The 15589-nt window shown below is 72.0% G+C and carries 18 protein-coding genes; 9 read left to right on the top strand and 9 right to left on the bottom strand.

The annotated features are described in order from the left end of the window. Positions 1–103 precede the first annotated feature (103 nt). The 3 genes from D1J63_RS20705 to D1J63_RS20695 all read left to right on the top strand — a co-directional run bounded on the left by D1J63_RS20705 (position 104) and on the right by D1J63_RS20695 (position 2191). Entirely contained in the window at positions 104–337 is a 234-nt protein-coding gene (locus D1J63_RS20705) for a DUF397 domain-containing protein (RefSeq protein WP_125630664.1), read from the top strand. 90 nt (positions 338–427) lie between these two features. Continuing rightward, the gene (locus D1J63_RS20700) at positions 428–892 is read left to right on the top strand and encodes a hypothetical protein (protein ID WP_125635642.1); all 465 of its coding nucleotides are present in this window, start codon (positions 428–430) and stop codon (positions 890–892) included. A 60-nt stretch (positions 893–952) separates the two neighbouring features. Continuing rightward, positions 953–2191 (top strand): methyltransferase domain-containing protein, encoded by a 1239-nt coding sequence (locus D1J63_RS20695; protein WP_125630662.1) that lies wholly within the window; start codon positions 953–955, stop codon positions 2189–2191. Here D1J63_RS20695 and D1J63_RS20690 read toward each other — a convergent pair. Continuing rightward, positions 2152–2784, bottom strand: coding sequence for a TetR/AcrR family transcriptional regulator (locus D1J63_RS20690; protein WP_241235587.1), 633 nt, complete (start codon positions 2782–2784; stop codon positions 2152–2154). The two genes, D1J63_RS20695 and D1J63_RS20690, sit on opposite strands and share 40 nt — an antisense overlap. A gap of 114 nt (positions 2785–2898) precedes the next feature. Between D1J63_RS20690 and D1J63_RS20685 the strand changes: the two genes are divergently transcribed. Next, positions 2899–3753 carry an NAD(P)H-binding protein gene (locus tag D1J63_RS20685; RefSeq protein ID WP_125630660.1) on the top strand — a complete coding sequence of 285 codons (855 nt, stop codon included), beginning with the start codon at positions 2899–2901 and terminating at the stop codon, positions 3751–3753. 152 nt (positions 3754–3905) lie between these two features. Here the strand turns inward: D1J63_RS20685 and D1J63_RS20680 are convergent, their stop codons facing one another. The 5 genes from D1J63_RS20680 to D1J63_RS20660 form a co-directional block, all read right to left on the bottom strand. Further along, positions 3906–4598: a response regulator transcription factor gene (locus D1J63_RS20680; protein WP_125630658.1), complete on the bottom strand. Its 693-nt coding sequence runs from the start codon at positions 4596–4598 to the stop codon at positions 3906–3908. Beyond that, positions 4595–5812, bottom strand: coding sequence for a histidine kinase (locus tag D1J63_RS20675; RefSeq protein ID WP_125630656.1), 1218 nt, complete (start codon positions 5810–5812; stop codon positions 4595–4597). Before D1J63_RS20675 ends, D1J63_RS20680 begins: the two co-directional genes overlap by 4 nt. Positions 5813–5814: 2 nt before the next feature. Continuing rightward, positions 5815–6363, bottom strand: a complete 549-nt coding sequence (locus D1J63_RS20670) for a hypothetical protein (protein WP_125630654.1) — start codon at positions 6361–6363, stop codon at positions 5815–5817. A 121-nt stretch (positions 6364–6484) separates the two neighbouring features. Further along, the gene (locus tag D1J63_RS20665) at positions 6485–7309 is read right to left on the bottom strand and encodes an ABC transporter permease (RefSeq protein WP_125630652.1); all 825 of its coding nucleotides are present in this window, start codon (positions 7307–7309) and stop codon (positions 6485–6487) included. Further along, positions 7306–8295: an ATP-binding cassette domain-containing protein gene (locus tag D1J63_RS20660; protein ID WP_102929808.1), complete on the bottom strand. Its 990-nt coding sequence runs from the start codon at positions 8293–8295 to the stop codon at positions 7306–7308. The genes D1J63_RS20665 and D1J63_RS20660 overlap by 4 nt, the downstream gene beginning before the upstream one ends. A gap of 95 nt (positions 8296–8390) precedes the next feature. Here D1J63_RS20660 and D1J63_RS20655 point away from each other — a divergent pair, with 95 nt between their 5' ends. After that, positions 8391–9260, top strand: coding sequence for a TetR/AcrR family transcriptional regulator (locus tag D1J63_RS20655; RefSeq protein ID WP_125630650.1), 870 nt, complete (start codon positions 8391–8393; stop codon positions 9258–9260). Here D1J63_RS20655 and D1J63_RS20650 read toward each other — a convergent pair. Further along, the gene (locus tag D1J63_RS20650) at positions 9234–10226 is read right to left on the bottom strand and encodes a WD40 repeat domain-containing protein (protein WP_164712905.1); all 993 of its coding nucleotides are present in this window, start codon (positions 10224–10226) and stop codon (positions 9234–9236) included. The genes D1J63_RS20655 and D1J63_RS20650 overlap by 27 nt on opposite strands. A gap of 112 nt (positions 10227–10338) precedes the next feature. Here D1J63_RS20650 and D1J63_RS20645 point away from each other — a divergent pair, with 112 nt between their 5' ends. From D1J63_RS20645 to D1J63_RS20635, 3 genes are all read left to right on the top strand, one after another. Continuing rightward, positions 10339–11019, top strand: coding sequence for a GDSL-type esterase/lipase family protein (locus D1J63_RS20645; RefSeq protein ID WP_125630646.1), 681 nt, complete (start codon positions 10339–10341; stop codon positions 11017–11019). A 110-nt stretch (positions 11020–11129) separates the two neighbouring features. Then, the gene (locus tag D1J63_RS20640; RefSeq protein ID WP_125630644.1) at positions 11130–11717 is read left to right on the top strand and encodes a Uma2 family endonuclease; all 588 of its coding nucleotides are present in this window, start codon (positions 11130–11132) and stop codon (positions 11715–11717) included. Between the two features lie 52 nt (positions 11718–11769). Then, on the top strand, positions 11770–12762 hold the full coding sequence (locus D1J63_RS20635) for an aldo/keto reductase (protein WP_125630642.1): 993 nt from the start codon (positions 11770–11772) through the stop codon (positions 12760–12762). Positions 12763–12907: 145 nt separating this feature from the next. Here D1J63_RS20635 and thpR read toward each other — a convergent pair whose 3' ends face one another. Then, on the bottom strand, positions 12908–13480 hold the full coding sequence (gene thpR, locus D1J63_RS20630; RefSeq protein WP_125630640.1) for an RNA 2',3'-cyclic phosphodiesterase: 573 nt from the start codon (positions 13478–13480) through the stop codon (positions 12908–12910). A gap of 116 nt (positions 13481–13596) precedes the next feature. Between thpR and D1J63_RS20625 the strand changes: the two genes are divergently transcribed. Next, on the top strand, positions 13597–14184 hold the full coding sequence (locus tag D1J63_RS20625; RefSeq protein WP_125630638.1) for a Uma2 family endonuclease: 588 nt from the start codon (positions 13597–13599) through the stop codon (positions 14182–14184). Between the two features lie 18 nt (positions 14185–14202). Here D1J63_RS20625 and D1J63_RS20620 read toward each other — a convergent pair whose 3' ends face one another. Then, positions 14203–15579, bottom strand: coding sequence for an MFS transporter (locus D1J63_RS20620; RefSeq protein WP_102929816.1), 1377 nt, complete (start codon positions 15577–15579; stop codon positions 14203–14205). Between the last annotated feature and the right edge of the window lie 10 nt (positions 15580–15589).

The following is a 15589-nucleotide window of genomic DNA, read 5'->3' as shown; positions in this document are numbered from 1 at the left end:
ATTCAGAGTGACCGCGTGAGAATAATGAAGAATATTCATCCCGATGCTTCCTCGTCCGTCCCTACGGTCGTCCCCAAGCCACACCGACCGGGAAGGGACAGATATGCCGCACCGAAACGACCTCTACCGACTCGACCTCACCAACGCCTCGTTCGCGACGGCGTGCGGAGGTAACACCCACCCCGACGGCGAGTCCTGCGTGACTCTCGCCCGCATCGGCAGCGACGCCTGGGCCCTCGGCGACAGCAAGCGGCCGGACGCCGAACCGCTTCGATTCACGACCGAGGAACTGAGCGTGGCCGGGATCGACCCAACCCGCTTCGGTCTGGCCCTCTGACCACCGCCTGGCACCGCTCTGACCTCCTCTTCCCGGCCACCTCGGCCGGGAAGAGGGGTCCGAAGAACCGAAGGACCGCCGGTGCATCACCTGCATCACCACGGCTACCTCTGGGTCGGTCCCAAGCCCCGCTTCGACCAGGAGGCTCTGCGGCGTCCTCCTCATCCCGAGCCGCCACCCGCAGGAAGCCGTCCGGAGCTGATCCAGCGGTACCGCGAGGTCGCTGCCGACTTCCCGGCCTGCGACCTGCCTCCGTTGGAAACGCGAAACTGGTTGAGCAAACCCCCCGCGCAGGTGCGCGGCACCTGGTCGGATGCGCGAGACGCCGCAGCATGGCTCCGCGACCGCCTGACCGAGTACGCACCGCGCTTCATGTCCGACGCCCAGCATGTCGCCCTCCGCCCGGTCGCCCTCGCCTCCTCGGCAGAAGCACGGCTGAGGTCGGGCAAGGACGTCTCGCTCGGCTACTACCTCGAACGCCCCATGTTTCTCTCCCTCGCCCTAGTGGCCTGCTCCCCGAAGGATGGGGCCGCCCTGCCCTGCCTCATGCCGTGAGTGGCACGGCCGTCACCCGCACTTGAAGCTGACACCGTGTGAGGGCCTAGCGTTGCCGCCGTGGACGACGGGACCTGGTGGACGGTGGGCGAACTGGCGCACGCGTCCGGGGTGTCGGTGCGGGTGTTGCGGCACTGGGACACGTTGGGCGTGGTGTCTCCCGAGCGCACGCCGAGCGGTCACCGCCGTTACGGCCCCGCGCACGTCACGCGTCTGTACCGGGCGTTGGCCCTGCGCCGGACCGGCCTGGGGCTTCGGCAGGTCGCCGCCTTGCTGGACCGCGAGGATCCGGACCCGGCGGCGACGCTGCGCGCGCACCTCGACGACGTCGAGGAGGACCTCCGGCGGCGAAGCCGACTGCGCGACCGACTCGTGGCCGCGCTCGGGAGTGCGGGGCCGGACCAGCTGATGAAGGTGATCGAGACCATGACCATGTTCGAGCAGTACGTGCACGGCTACCGGCCCGAGGAGAGCACGCGGCTCGCGGACCAGGCGGGCGCCCTGGTCGAGCTGCTGCACGGCGACACCCGGTTCCAACCGGGCGAGCGGGTCCTGGAGATGGGGTGCGGCGTGGGGGCGCAGACCACCGCCCTGGCCTCGCGCAGCCCGCACACGCGCTTCGTGTCGGCCGACATCGCCACCGACTCGCTGAAGTCGGCCTCGGGGCGCGTCGCTGCCGCGGGGCTCACGAACGTCGAGTTCGTCGAGAAGGACGTCTTCGCGCTCCCCGAACCGGAGGGCGGGTTCGCCGAGGCCTCCTTCGACCACGTCTTCGTGTGCTTCCTGCTGGAGCACCTGCCCGCTCCGGTCGACGCGCTGCGACGGCTGCGGCGTCTCGTGCGGCCCGGCGGGACGATCACCGTGATCGAGGGCGACCACGGCTCGGCCTATTTCCACCCGGACGACGAAGCGGCGCGCGCGGCCGTAGCGTGCCAGGTGACACTGCAGCGGCACGCCGGCGGTGACGCCCTCATCGGCCGGCGGCTCTTTCCCCTGCTGCACGAGGCGGACTGGTCGGACATCGCCGTCAGCCCGCGCACCGTCTACGTCGACGGCAGCCGGCCGGAGTTGGCCGAGAGCTTCACCAGACGCACCTTCACCGCGATGATCTCGGGGGTCCGGGAACCCGCCGTCGCGGCGGGGCTGATCGACGCGCGGACCTTCGACGCGGGCATCGCCGCCCTGCGGCGCACGGCCGAACCCGACGGGGTGTTCTGCTACACCTTCTTCAAGGCGGTCGCCCACCGCCGGACCTCGGCTCAGGGGGCTGTCGGGGCCCGCATGCCGGCGAGGAAGTAGGCGGTGCGGCGGTCGTAGTCCTCGCGTCGCGGGCGGGTGCCGTGCTTGAGGGCGAGTGCGCTGTCGTGGAGGAGTGCGTGCAGGTCCTCGGCCGTGAACTCCGGGCGCAGTGCGCCGGAGGCCCGGCCCTCGGCGACCAGTTCCTCGTTGATCTCGCCGCCCGCCCGGCAGATCTCCATGAGACTCCGCGCGTCGGGGTAGGCCTGCAGCATGGTGTCGACGGTGGCGGGCTGACGGTACTGCAGGTCGCGGATGGCGGTGACGTAGTACGTCAGCCGTTCCCAGACGTCGTCGATGGCGCGGGTGCGGTCGATGATGGCGTAGATCTCCGTGGCGACGACCTCGGTGATGACGGCTTCGATGAGGCCGATCCGGCCGCCGAACCGGTTGAAGACCGTGCCCTTGCTCACCCCCGCCGCCTTGGCGACCTCTTCCAGCGGCACGGACAGCCCACGGCCCTGGAAGGCGCCGATCGCGGCCTTGCGGATCTGCTCGGCATTGCGTTTGGCGTCGGCGCGCAGCCCGGGTCCCGCGGACGCCGCTCCGGTCGTCCCACCCGCGGCTCCGGCTGCTGCGGCTGCTCCGGCCATCATTCGGCTCCGTCTCCCGCGTCGCCCCGCACAACTTGACTCACCGGGTCAGTTTACTTACGGTCGCCACCGGAAGCGAAACTGACCACCCCGGTCAACTTAGTGAAGGGCCGCGTCATGATCGTCGTCACCGGCGCCACCGGCGGACTCGGCGGTGCCACCGTCGAGCACCTCCTCCAGCGCATGCCCGCCGACCGGATCGGCGTCAGCGTCCGCGATGTCTCGAAAGCGCGGCACCTCGCCGACCGTGGTGTCCGGGTGCGGCAGGGCTCGTACGAGGAGCCGGCCACGCTGCGCGACTCGTTCGCCGGTGCCGAGCAGGTGCTGGTGGTGTCCGGCAACGATCCGGCGGCCGACCTGGTCGGCCTGCACCGCAATGCCGTCGGAGCCGCCGTCGAGGCCGGTGTCCAGCGGATCGTCTACACCAGCCAGCAGGGCGCCGTCCCGGGCAATCCGTACCCGCCGTCGGAGTTCCACATCGCCACCGAGGCGATCCTCGCCGAGTCCGGGGTCGCCTGGACCGCACTGCGCAACGGCGCCTACGGCCCCCTCGACCAGGTGCTCGGCCCCTGGCGGTCGACCGGCGAGATCGTCCGGCCGGCGGACGGTCCCGTCCCCTACACCGATCGCGCCGACATCGCGGAGGCCACCGCGGTCGTCCTCGCCGGGGACCGCACCCTCGACGGCCCCGTCAACCTCACCGCGCCGACCGCCGTCACCTTCGACGACCTCGCCGAGATCGCCTCCGGCGTCACCGGCCGTCCCGTCAAGCGGGTCGTCGTGGACGACGAGGAGTGGGTCGCCGGCCAGGTCACGAGCGGTGTTCCGGAGCAGGTGGCCCGGCTGCTCCTCACCTGGCACCGGGCCGCCCGCGCCGGCTGCTTCGCACAGGCAAGCCCCCTGCTGGGCGAACTCCTGGGCCGCGAGCCCCGCAGCGCCGCCGACCGGCTCGCGGACCGGACCGCCGCCTGAAGCACCGCACCGGCGGACGCCGCGCCGAAAGACGTCACGATCCCCGCCTCACGACGCGGGCAGGCGCCGGCAGGCGCCAACGGGCGCCGACGGACGGCCGACCGCAGACGCCGGCAGGGGGCGTCGCACCCCCGCCTCGCGCCCGGCACTCCCTAGGCCAGCCCCGCCCCGATGGCGCGCCGGACCGCGTCGGCGCGGTCGCGGATGTGGGCCTTGGCGAACAGGTTGTTGATGTGGGTCTTGACCGTGGCCTCGCTGATGAAGAGCTTCTCGGCGATGCCCCGGTTGGACAGTCCCTGGCCGATCAGCGCGAGGACCTCGCGTTCCCGGGGTGTGAGGTCGTCCGGCAGGGGCTGCCCGGCCGCCTCGCCCTGGGCGGCGGGCGCCGCCTGCGCCCTGGCCGTGGCGAGCAGGCGGTCCTGGACCTCCCGGTCGAGCACGGACTGGCCGGCGCCCGCGGCCCGGATCGCCCGGGTGATGTCCTGGCGCCCCGCGTTCTTGGTCAGGTAGCCGCGGGCACCCGCGCCGAGCGCGCCCAGGATCGACTCGTCGTCGGCGAAGGTGGTCAGGACGACCACCGCCACCTCGGGGTGGTCCTCGGTCAGGCGGCGGGTGGTCTCGATGCCGTCCATCACGGGCATGCGCAGGTCCATCAGCACCACGTCGACGGGGCCCGCGGCCACCGCCGCCAGTACCTCGCCGCCGTCCGCGGCCGCGGCGACCACGTCGATGTCCTCGGCCAGTCCGAGCACCGCGGCGAGCGGCTCCCGCACGGCGGCCTGGTCGTCGGCGACGACCACCTTCAACTGCACGGGTCCCCCGGCCTGTTCACTCGTACCGCTCATCCCGGAATCACTGCCTCCACCTGCCAGCCGCCCTGGTCCCGACCCTCGGTGACCGGCCCCGCGCCGACGCTCCCGCCCAGCAGAGCGGCGCGCTCGCGCATGCCGATCAGCCCCATCCCGCTGCCGGCACCCGGGGTCACCGCACGGGTGGCGGGCCGGTTGCGGACCCTCAGTGTGATCGATGCGGCGGTGAACGTCAGCTCCACCGCGATCTTTCCGCCGGGAGCGTGCCGGGCCGCGTTGGTCAGGGCCTCCTGGGCGATCCTCAGGAGGTTCTGGGTCACCCGGGGCGACGCCTCGCGGACGGTCCCGGTGACGGTGAGGGCGTCGCGGTGGCCCGACGACTCGACCATCGCGGTCAGGCTCTCCACCAGCGGCAACGCGTCCTCGCGCAGCGCGTGCACGGTCCACTGCGCCTGCTTCAGGCTCTCCTTGACCAGGCCGTGCGCCTTGCTGGTGGCCTCCCGGACCTTCGCCAGGTCTCCGGTGTCGAGCAGGGCGTCGGCGAGCTCCAGCTGCATGTTGATCCCGGCCAGGGAGTGGGCCAGTACGTCGTGCACGTCCCGGGCGATGCGGGCGCGCTCGGTGAGGACGGCGGTCCGGGCCTCCGCACGGGCCGCGCGTTCCGCCGACTCCGCGGCCGAGAGCGCCGACCGTACGGCCCGGCGCTGGGTGCGGTTGAGGATGCCGACCACGACCGGTACGCCGGTGGAGAGGCCGAGCGTCCAGGGCAGGTCCGGGTCGCCCGGCCCCAGGTGGAAGTACAGGACACCGGCGCAGAGCAGGGAGCACGCCGCCGCGAGGGCGAGGGCCCGCCGGGGTTCGAGCCGGTAGCCGATGTGGCCGGCGAGGAAGTAGGCGAAGAGGTAGCTCGTACCGCTGCCGCTGACGCCGATCAGGGCGGCGGCCGCGACGACGCCGAGGGTGAGCCAGCCGGGCACCAGGCGCGGGGGGATGCGGTGCTCGGGCACGGCCCGGGCGAGCAGTGCCGCGGAGTTGAGCACGAAGAGGAGGCCGACCGCCAGTCCCTGGCCGCTGAACCCCATGGGCCGGATCGTCAGCGCTCCTACGACGACGACGGCGAGGGTCAGACCCCACTGCACCCGCGGGTCCTGGCCGGGTATCCGCCCGCTGGACGGTGTCGGACGCGGGTCCGCCCCCGGGGCCGGGGGCGGGGTGCTTTCGGTGGCGGACACCGGCAGAACATAGCGCACGGTCAGGCCTTGCGGTCCAGCACGGGCACCGCGGGGGCGGCGGGAGCGGCGACGGCCACGGCGCGGGCGTGGGCTCGGCTGCGCAGGTAGATCGTCGCCACCCGGGTGACCACCTCGGTGACCGCCATCAGTACGAAGGCCGCCACCCAGGCCTGGTCGCTCGTGATGTGGTGGGCGATGCTGAACCGGGCGACGTCGTCGGCGCCGCCGCCGTGCTCGACCCAGACCTGGAAGCCCATGCGGGCGCCCATGCCCAGCACCCACAGGATCGCCGACACCGCGCCGGCCTTGATCAGGAGGTGCCCGTCGAGCGCCCTGATCCGGGTGTGGACGCCGCCCGCGATGCCGAGCGCCGCGCCCACGCCCGCCAGGGTCGCGATCAGTACGAGGTCGTTGCCCTCGGTCGGGACGGAGTCCAGGTACGAGTACGCCACCACGGCCACGATCCCCAGCGGGATCAGGAAGGACCTGCGCTCGAGCCGGCCCTCCCGCAGCTGGCGGAAGACGATCAGAACGAGGGCGATGTCGGTGATCCACTCAGTCGTTGTCATGCCCTCAAGGCTCCTCGGACCAGGCCCGCGACACCTGGACCCGTGGGTGGAGCCGGGGGTGGAGATCCACCGCTCCGGCGAACTCCACCCCCGGCTCCACCCCGGTCGTCCCGCCGCGGCCCTACCGGCTCAGCCGCTGGAACCTCCGTACCGCCAGCGGCAGGAAGACCGCCGTCAGGACCACCGGCCACACGCCCGCCATCAGCAGCGCGTGCTGCTCGACCCAGGAGTCGCCGCCGCCGACCGGGGTGCCGAACAGGTCGCGGGCGGCGGCCGCCGTGGACGAGATCGGGTTCCAGGCGGCCACCCAGCCCAGCCAGTCGGGCATGAGCTGCGGGGCGACGAAGATGCTGGAGATCATCGTCAGCGGGAAGGCCACCGCGAACAGGCCGCCCGCCGCCTCCGGGTTGGGCACCAGGAGGCCCAGCCACACGCCGATCCAGATGAGCGCGAACCGCAGCCACAGCAGCAGCCCGAACGCGGCCAGGAATCCCCAACCGCCGTCCGGCCGCCACCCCATGGCCACCGCCGTCAGCATCATGATGGCCAGCTCCGCACAGGCCACGACCAGATCGGTCACCCCGCGCCCGGCCACCACCGCCGAGGACGCCATCGGCATGGAGCGGAACCGGTCGATGACGCCCTTCGTGGAGTCGTAGACGACGACCGTCGCGGTGTTGATGAAGCCGAACGCCATGGTCATCGCGAACATGCCCGGCATCAGGAAGTCCTTGTAGTCCCCGCCGCCCGGCACCGTCATCGCGCTGCCGAAGACATAGCCGTAGAGGAGGACGGACAGGATCGGGAAGCCCAGCTGCCAGGCGATGTTGACGGGCTGGCGCCGGTAGTGGGTCAGGCCGCGGCGGACGATGTTGCCGCAGTCCGCGAGCAGCCAGAACAGCCGGCCGCGTTCGGGCGGGGCCGTCGTCACGTCGAGGGCGCTCATGCCGCCACCGCCTCCTTCTCCGCGTGCCGCACCGGCTCCGCGCTCGTACGGTGGCCGGTCAGGCGCAGGAACACGTCGTCGAGGCTCGGCCTGCGCAGGCCGATGTCCTCCACGGCGACGCCCTCGTCCTGGAGGGTGCGGGCCACCTCGGTCAGGGCCGACACGCGGTCGGTGACCGGGGCGTGCACGCGCAGCGCCTCGTCCTCCACCTCCGGTTCGCCCCTGCAGACCCGGGCGACCGTCTTCACCACCCCGGGGATCTCGGCGCGGTCGGCCACCACGACCTCGATGCGGTCGCCGCCGACCAGGTCCTTCAGTCCGTCCGGGGTGTCGTCGGCGATGGCCCGGCCCCGGTCGATGACGGTGATGCGGGAGGCGAGCTTGTCGGCCTCCTCCAGGTACTGCGTGGTGAGCAGGACCGTCGTGCCGCTCGCCACCAGCGCGCGGACCGAGTCCCAGACCTCGCCGCGGCTGCGGGGGTCCAGGCCGGTCGTCGGCTCGTCCAGGAACAGGACGGCCGGGGCGAGGATCATCGACGCGGCGAGGTCGAGGCGCCGCCGCATGCCGCCGCTGTACTTGCCCACGCCCCGGTCGGCGGCGTCGGTCAGGTCGAACTGCTCCAGCAACTCGACCGCGCGGGCCCGGGCCCGCCTGCCGCCCAGGTGGAACAGGCGCCCGAACATCTCCAGGTTCTGCCGGCCGGTGAGCACCTCGTCCACGGCCGCGTACTGGCCGGTGAGGCCGATCCGCGCCCGCACCTCGCGCGCCTGCCGGGCGACGTCGAGGCCCGCGACCTCGGCCCGTCCCCCGTCCAGCCGGATCAGCGTCGACAGGATGCGCACCGCCGTGGTCTTGCCCGCGCCGTTCGGCCCCAGCAGGCCGTGCACGGTGCCCTCGCGGACGGTCAGGTCGAAGCCGTCCAGGGCGTGTTTGTCGCCGTACCTCTTCGTCAGGCCCTCGGCCCGTACCGCGTGTCGCTCGCTCATGGGTCTGAGTCCCCCTTCGGTCCCCAACTGAGTACACCGTACCCGATTGCGCGTACACCGTACCCAGTTTTTGGCCGCGGACTTAAACTGAGCCCATGGCGAGCGGTACGGAGACCAGCGGCAGCGGCGACATCGGCCGCACCCTCGAACTGTTGTGGGACACCGGCCGGCGACCCAGCCGGGGCCCCAGGCCGGGGCTGACGCTGGAGCGGATCGTCGAGGTCGCCGTCGAGGTCGCCGACCGGGACGGTCTCGGCGCGGTCTCGATGCGCCGGATCGCCACCGAACTGGGCACCGGCACGATGTCCCTCTACCGCTACGTCCCGGGCAAGGGCGAGCTGCTCGACCTGATGCTGGACCGCGTGCAGCGCCCGTCCCGGGACCCGGCCGACCTCGGCGACGGCGACTGGCGTTCGGCGCTCCAGGCCCTCGGCCACGCCACGCTCGCCCTCTACCGCCGCCACACCTGGCTGCTGGAGGTCAACCAGTCCCGGCCGATCCTCGGCCCCTCCGCCCTGGACGGCATGGAGAAGGTGCTCGGCCGGATCAAGCCGATGGGCCTGACCGACCCCGAGCTGATCTCGGCGATCGTCATGATCGACGGGTACGTGGTCGGAGCCGCCCGCACCCAGGTGTACGAGCGGGAGGCCGAGCGCAGCTCCGGGCTGACGGACGCGGAGTTCTGGCGGGCCCAGGAACCGGTGCTGGTGAAGGCCATGAGCAGCGGACGCTACCCCGTGCTGTCCTCCCTCTCCGAGGACGCCTTCGGCACCGGCTTCGACCACTTCGAGTTCGGGCTCCAGCGCATCCTGGACGGCCTGGAGGTGCTGGTGGCCTCGCGCCGGGCGGCGGCGGACGACCCCGCCGCGGGCAAGCCGACCGCGGACGCCCCCGCCGCGAGCGTCCCGGCCGCGGACCACCCGGCCCCGGCGAGCGGCTCAGCGGCGCCGGAAGACCCGGCGTAGGCCGAACAGGGCGGCGAGGGCGACGAGCAGCCCGACCGCGCCGACCTTGAGCGTGTCCCCGCCCGGACCGTCGGAGTCCGCACCCGAGGCATGCGACCCGGAACCCGATCCGCCGCCCGAGTCGCCGCCGTCGCGCCCCGGTACGTCCTCGGCCTTCACGGGGCTGTTGGCGCCCTCCATGCCGAGCAGCAGCTTCTTGCCGTCGGTCGTGTAGGTGGCGGACTCGCCCTGTCCCAGCGGCACGCTGATCCGCCCCGTGCGCTTGATCTTCCCGCCGTTCCAGTCGTACCAGATGCCCCCGAGATAGCCGCGCACGGCGAGCTGCCCGCCGTCCGGGGAGAACGCGGCGTCCGTCGCCCACAGGTCCACGGGCACGGTGGGCTTGAAGACGTTGCTGCCGGAGGACGACAGCTTCGCCGGGCCCTCGTACAGATGCCCGCCGTCCTCGTTCTTGTCGATGATGTAGACCCGCCCGGTCTTCGGGTGGACCACCATCGACTCGGCGTCGCGGGAACCGTCCGCGTACTTCACCACGTACTGCGTCGCCTTGACGGTCTGGTCCTTGAGCTCCTTCGGCTCGGGCAGCTCGTAGATCCACACGTACGGCCAGGTCACGCCGTCGTTGTCGCCGATGTCGCCGACGAAGATCCGGTTGCCGGGGCCGATGGCGATCGCCTCGACGTCGCGGGGCGTGCCGACGCCGGAGAGGGCGACGCGGGCGACGGTCTCGCCGGTGGCGCCGTCCACGGCGTAGAGGTAGGGGCCGGTGTCCTGGTCGTTGTGCGTCCAGTAGATGCCGGGGTGCTGACGGGAGGCGGCGAGGCCGCTGGACTCGGTGATGCGCGGGTCCTTGATGGTGAACCCGTCGCTCCCGGCGGGCCCGTCCTGCCCGTCCGCCGCCGAGGCGGGCACGGCGAAGGCGCCCACGAGGAGGGCCGAGGCGAGGAGGGCGAAGGGTCGGCGCATGCGCCAAGACTGCCATCCCGCGCGGGCGTTCACGTCGGCGACCACCCCGCCGGTCACCCTGCGTGGTCGGGCTCACATCGCGCCGGCCAGGCCGATCGTCCATGATGAGCGGATGCTCAGGTTCATGTTCGTCGGTGACTCCATGACGATCGGGAGCGCCGGCGAACACACGTGGCGCTACCGGCTGTGGCAGCACCTGCGCGACTCCCACGGCCGCCCCTTCACCTTCGTCGGCCCGCGCGAGACACTGCACGACCCGTCGACGGACGAGCCCGTGTCCTACTCCTACGCCGACCCGGACTTCCCCCGCGCCCACCTGGCCGGCTGGGGCGAGGGCTGGCATCACATGACGCCGCTGATCGGCGAGACGGTGCGCTCCTGCCGCGCGGACGTGCTGCTGGTCTCCCTGGGCCTGATAGACCTCGGCTTCTACACCAACGCCGAGCAGACCGCCGCCAACGTCCGCGCCTTCGTGGCCGCCGCCCGCTCGGCGAACCCGCGCATCCGCATCGCCGTGATGCCGGTCCTGCACAACATCCGGGTGGACGCCGACGAGACCTTCGCCGAGCAGGTCGCCCACTTCAACGAACTCCTCGCGAAGACCGCCGCCGACCTCGACGACCCGGGCGCCCCGCTGCTGTTCGTCCCGCCCCCGCCGGCGTACGACTTCCACACGGACACCTACGACGGCACGCATCCCAACGAGAGCGGCGAGCACCGGATCGCGGAGGCGTTCGCGGAGGCGCTGCACGAGGAGTGGGGGCTGGGCGGGCCGTACACCGCCGCCTCGTAGGAGCCCCGCACCTCTGGCATATGCGCGTCCTCCCGTGTCCCGGTCGCCGTGCGTATCGTTGTACCGCGCGGCTGCTCCCGCCCGTGGGACAGCCGGGGAGGAGTGCCACGATGACCGTCGTTGACGACAGGATCGACATGGCCGACGCCAACACCCAGCGCCTGGACGAGTGGTTCGAGCGGCTGGAGCGGATGCCCGTCCCCGAAGGATTCCGGGTCGAGATCGTCGGGGGCAACGTCCACATGACACCGCAGCGGGACACGCACTGGGAAATCATCCGCCGGATCGTACGGGCCATCGAGGACCGGTTCGGCATGAACGTCGCCGTCTTCTCGGACGTGCGCATCGACTTCCCCGGCCACGAGAACGGCTTCTGCCCCGACGTGGCCAAGCTCCGCGACGGGGCCGAGCAGGACGAAACGGGCCACTGGCGCTACCAGGACGTCGAGTTCGTGGCCGAGGTCATCTCCAAAGGCACCGCCGCCAACGACTACGGCCCCAAAAAGCTCGCCTACGCCGCAGCCGAGGTCCCCCTCTACCTCATCGCCGACCCCTACCAGGGACGCTGCCACGTCTTCTCACAGCCTAAGGACGGGGACTACACGGCCGAGTTCCGGCTAGCCTTCGGGGAGGACCTGGACCTCACCGACACCGTCCTCGGCCTCACCCTCGGGACCGACGCCTTCCCCCGCGACTGACCGCCCGCCCCCGCTTGCCTGGAGCGCACTCCAAGTCGTTGGCTTGGGGACCATGAAGTACACGCAGCTCGGACGCACGGGACTCAAGGTCAGCCGGCTCGTCCTCGGCACCATGAACTTCGGTCCGCAGACCGACGAGGCCGACAGCCACGCGATCATGGACGCGGCGCTGGACGCCGGCATCAACTTCTTCGACACCGCCAACGTGTACGGCTGGGGCGAGAACAAGGGCCGTACCGAGGAGATCATCGGCAACTGGTTCGCCCAGGGCGGCGACCGGCGCGACAAGACCGTCATCGCCACCAAGGTGTACGGCAACATGGGCGCCGACGGCGAGGCGTGGCCCAACCACGACAAGCTGTCCGCCGTGAACATCCGGCGCGCGGTCGACGCCAGCCTCAAGCGGCTCCAAACCGACCACATCGACCTGTACCAGTTCCACCACATCGACCGCGCCACCGGCTTCGACGAGATCTGGCAGGCGATCGACACCCTGGTCCAGCAGGGCAAGGTGCTCTACGCCGGGTCGTCGAACTTCCCCGGGTACAAGATCGCGCAGGCCAACGAGACCGCCGCCCGGCGTGGCGGGACCATCGGGCTGGTCAGCGAGCAGTGCCTGTACAACCTGGCCGAGCGCCGCGCCGAGATGGAGGTGATCCCGGCCGCGCAGGAGTACGGCCTCGGCGTCATCCCGTGGTCGCCGCTGCACGGCGGGCTGCTCGGCGGGGTCATCAAGAAGGAGGTCCAGGGCGGGCGCCGGGCCTCGGGGCGCGCGGCCGACGCCCTGGCGGACCCGGCGAAGCGGGCGCAGATCCAGGCGTACGAGGACCTGCTCGACAAGCACGGGGTGGAGCCCGGCGAGGCGGCACTGGCCTGGCTGCTGACCCGGCCCGGCGTGACCGGCCCGATCGTGGGTCCGCGCACGGCCGAACAGCTCGCGTCGGCGCTCAGGGCCGTGGAGCTGGAGCTGTCGGACGAGCTGCTGACCGGGCTCGACGAGGTCTTCCCGGGAACCGGTCCCGCTCCGGAGGCCTTCGCCTGGTAGCCGCGGCCGGAGCAGCGGTGGGGTGAGCGGGGCGGCCGCCCGGGGCAGGTCAGCCGAGGGCCGCCGCCACCGCCACCACCACGAGCATCAGCACGAGCACACCGGCCATGATCCGGTTACGGGTCTTCGGGTCCACGCCCCGAGCCTAACCGGAGGCGCCGAGCGGGCTGCGGGCGACCGCCTCGTAACGGGGCTGCTCGCCCGGCACGCCCGAGGCCGGCAGGAAGCTGCGGACCAGCGCCAGGTCGGTCACCGTCCAGGCGGGTCCGGTGAAGCCGGCCAGCGCCTCGACGTAGGGACGGGTGTCGAAGGGCTGCCTGCTGCGGGCCAGCGTCAGGTGGGGCCGGTAACGCCGGTGCTCGCCCATCTCGACGCCCGCCCTGCGCCCCGCCGACTCCGCGCGGTCGGCCAGCAGCCGCAGGGTCGCCAGGCCGCCCTCGGCGCCCGCCCACAGCGCCCGGCCGCGCCCGAACTGTCCACCGCCGCGCAGCGCCAGCTCGAAGGGCTCGGTGCGGCGGGCCGCCCGCTCCAGCCGGGCCGACAGGTCGGGTACGACGTCGTCGTCGACCTCGCCGTAGAAGGCGAGCGTGAGGTGCCACCCGGGACGCCCGGTCCAGCGCAGCCCGTCCGCCCCGGGCAGCCCGCGCAGGACGGCCACCTCGGCGGCGAGCGAGGCGGTGACGTCCTCGGGCGGCAGCACGGCGGCGAACAGTCTCATGCCGGCCAGTCTCCCCCGGGGAACACGTGTACGTCCGCGCGTCTCCAGGTCACCGTGCGTATCGTTGTACCGCGCGGCTGCACTCGCGTCGGTGGCAGCCGGGGAGGAGCGCCACGATGACCGTCCTTGACGACAGGATCGAGATGGCCGAAGAGAGCACCGAGCTGACTCTGGACGCCATGTTCGAGTGGCTCGAGAAGATGCCCGTCCCCGAGGGATACAAGACCGAGATCGTCGGGGGGCACGTCTTCATGTCGCCGCAGCGGCACCACCACTTCGAGATCATCTTCGACATTCTTGAACAATTGCGCGTCAAGTACACCCTCAAGCAACTGGCCTCGGACGTGCGCATCGACTTCCCCGGGCGGCTCAACGGATTCGCCTGCGATGTCGCGGCCATCGCCGAACGCTCGGTGAAGGACGGCAAGGGCCTCTGGCGCTATCAGGACGTCGAATTCGTCGCCGAGGTCATCTCCAAAGACACCGCCGCCAACGACTACGGCCCCAAGAAGGACACCTACGCCGCCGCCGGCGTCCCGGTGTACCTGATCGTCGACCCGTACACCGGCGAGTGGCACCTCCACACCCTCCCCAAGGACGGCGAGTACCACGCGGCCGTCAGCTTCGGCTTCGGCGAGGACGTCGACCTGACCGGGACCGTCGTCGGCCTCACCCTCAAGACCGACGACTTCCCCCGCGACTGACCGGAAGCCGGTCCCGCCCTACGCCACCGGCGCCAGCGCCTCCTGCCGCTCCCGCGGTACGAAGCGGACCTGGGGGTGGCCGCGGTGCCAGCCCACCGACAGGCGCAGGTTGCCGACGCGGGCCAGGACCAGGCCGATGACGAGTGCGGCGCTCGCCGCCACCGCGCCGCCCGCTGCGAAGCCGGCCCGGGCGCCGTAGGCGTCGGTGACCCAGCCGACGATCGGGGCGCCGATCGGGGAGCCGCCGAGGAAGACCATCATGTACAGGGCCATCACCCGGCCCCGCATGGCCGGGTCGGTGGACATCTGGATGCTGGTGTTGGCGGTGACGTTGACCGTCATGCTGAAGACGCCGATCGGGACCATCAGCAGCGCGAAGAGCCACAGCTCGGGCGCCGCCGAGGCCACGATCTCCAGGGCGCCGAAGCCGAGGGCCGCCGCGATCAGGACGCGCAGCCGGGCCGTGCCGCGGCGGGCGGCGAGCAGCGCGCCGGCCAGCGAGCCGACGGCCATGAGGGTGTTGAAGAGGCTGTACGCCCCGGCGCCCGCGTGGAAGACGTCGTCGGCGAAGGCGGACAGGAAGACGGGGAAGTTGAAGCCGAAGGTGCCGATGAACCCGACCAGCACGATGGTCCAGATCAGCTCGGGCCGGCCGGCGACGTAGCGCAGGCCCTCGCGCAGCTGGCCCTTGCCGCGCGGGGTGCGCCGCACGACGTGCAGTTCGCGGGCGCGCATCAGCAGCAGGCAGCTGAGCGGCGCGACGAAGGACAGGCCGTTGGCGAGGAACGCCCAGCCGGTGCCCACCCCGGTGATCATCACACCGGCGACGGCGGGACCGACCAGACGGGCGGACTGGAAGTTGGCCGAGTTCATGCTGACCGCGTTCTGCAGCTGGTCGCGGCCGACCAGCTCGGAGACGAAGGTCTGGCGGGCCGGGTTGTCCAGCACCGTGGCCAGGCCCATCGCGAAGGCGGCGAGGTAGACGTGCCAGACCTGGACCTGGCCGCTGAGGGTGAGGACGGCGAGGGCGAGCGCGGACAGGGCCATCGCGGACTGGGTGAACAGCAGCGTGGTCCGCTTGCGCCAGCGGTCGACGAGGACGCCGCCGTAGAGGCCGAAGAGCAGCATCGGCAGGAACTGCAGGGCGGTGGTGATGCCGACGGCCGCCGAGGAGCCGGTGAGGCTGAGCACGAGCCAGTCCTGGGCGATGCGCTGCATCCAGGTGCCGATGTTGGAGACGACCTGGCCCAGGAAGAACAGGCGGTAGTTCCTGACCTTCAGGGAGGCGAACATCGACGTCTTGCGCGGGGGCCGAGAGGTCTCGGGGGTGCGGGTGGTCGGATCGTCGGGGCCGTCGGGTGCGGGGGCGGAAGCTGCTCCGGATCCCGTACTCAAAAGGGTTCGC

It is taken from the genome of Streptomyces sp. KPB2 (assembly GCF_003950055.1).
Lineage (GTDB): Bacteria > Actinomycetota > Actinomycetes > Streptomycetales > Streptomycetaceae > Streptomyces > Streptomyces salinarius.
The sequence above is the reverse complement of the archived record's forward strand: the minus strand, read 5'-3'. Positions and strand labels throughout refer to the sequence as shown.